Below are 853 nucleotides of genomic sequence, written 5' to 3' on the forward strand. Positions count from 1 at the left end.
CAGCGTTCGCGCAACCAGGCTGAGACCTACGCCAACGGCGTCGTGCCGGAAGCCCGTGGTCAGGCCCAGCGCATCCTCGAGGATGCCAATGGTTACCGCGACGAAGTGGTCTCCCGCGCCAAGGGTGAGGCGGATCGCTTCACCAAGCTGGTTGCCGAGTACCGCAAGGCTCCAGAGGTGACGCGTGAGCGTCTGTACCTGGACACCATGCAGGAAGTCTTCAGCAACACCAGCAAGGTCCTCGTGACCGGCAGCAAAGGTGGGCAGAACAACCTGCTGTACCTGCCGCTGGACAAGATGATCGAAGGTGGTCGTAGCAGCACCAGCGCACCGTCCACCGGTTCCAATGCCGCTGCCAACGAAGCGAGCGCCCGTGCGGCCGCCGACTTGCTGCAACAGCAAACACGTACCAGGGAGAGTCGTTGATGAGCAATAAATCGCTGACCGCCCTGATTGTGGGCGTCGTCGTGGTCATCGCTGCCTGGAACTGCTTCTACATCGTGGCTCAGACCGAGCGTGCGGTGCTGCTGCAATTCGGTCGCGTGGTCCAGGCGGATGTCCAGCCGGGCCTGCATGTGAAAGTCCCCTACGTCAACCAGGTGCGCAAGTTCGACGCGCGCCTGATGACCCTGGATGCACCTACACAGCGCTTCCTGACCCTGGAAAAGAAAGCCGTGATGGTTGACGCCTACGCCAAGTGGCGCGTCAAGGATGCCGAGCGCTTCTACACCGCGACCTCCGGCCTCAAGCAGATTGCCGACGAGCGTTTGTCGCGCCGTCTGGAATCGGGCCTGCGTGACCAGTTTGGTAAGCGCACCCTGCACGAGGTGGTGTCCGGTGAGCGTGATGCGCT

Annotated in this window: 2 protein-coding genes; both read left to right on the forward strand. The window is 62.4% G+C overall.

The genetic code is table 11. The features are described 5' to 3' along the window. The coding region (locus AC3ZU9_RS31470) for an SPFH domain-containing protein (RefSeq protein ID WP_490091797.1) at positions 1–426 on the forward strand (426 nt) is incomplete at its 5' end. Further along, a partial coding sequence (locus tag AC3ZU9_RS31475) for an SPFH domain-containing protein (RefSeq protein WP_490091798.1) occupies positions 426–853 on the forward strand: 428 nt, incomplete at its 3' end. The genes AC3ZU9_RS31470 and AC3ZU9_RS31475, both read left to right, overlap by 1 nt.

Source organism: Pseudomonas sp. A39 (genome assembly GCF_058145955.1).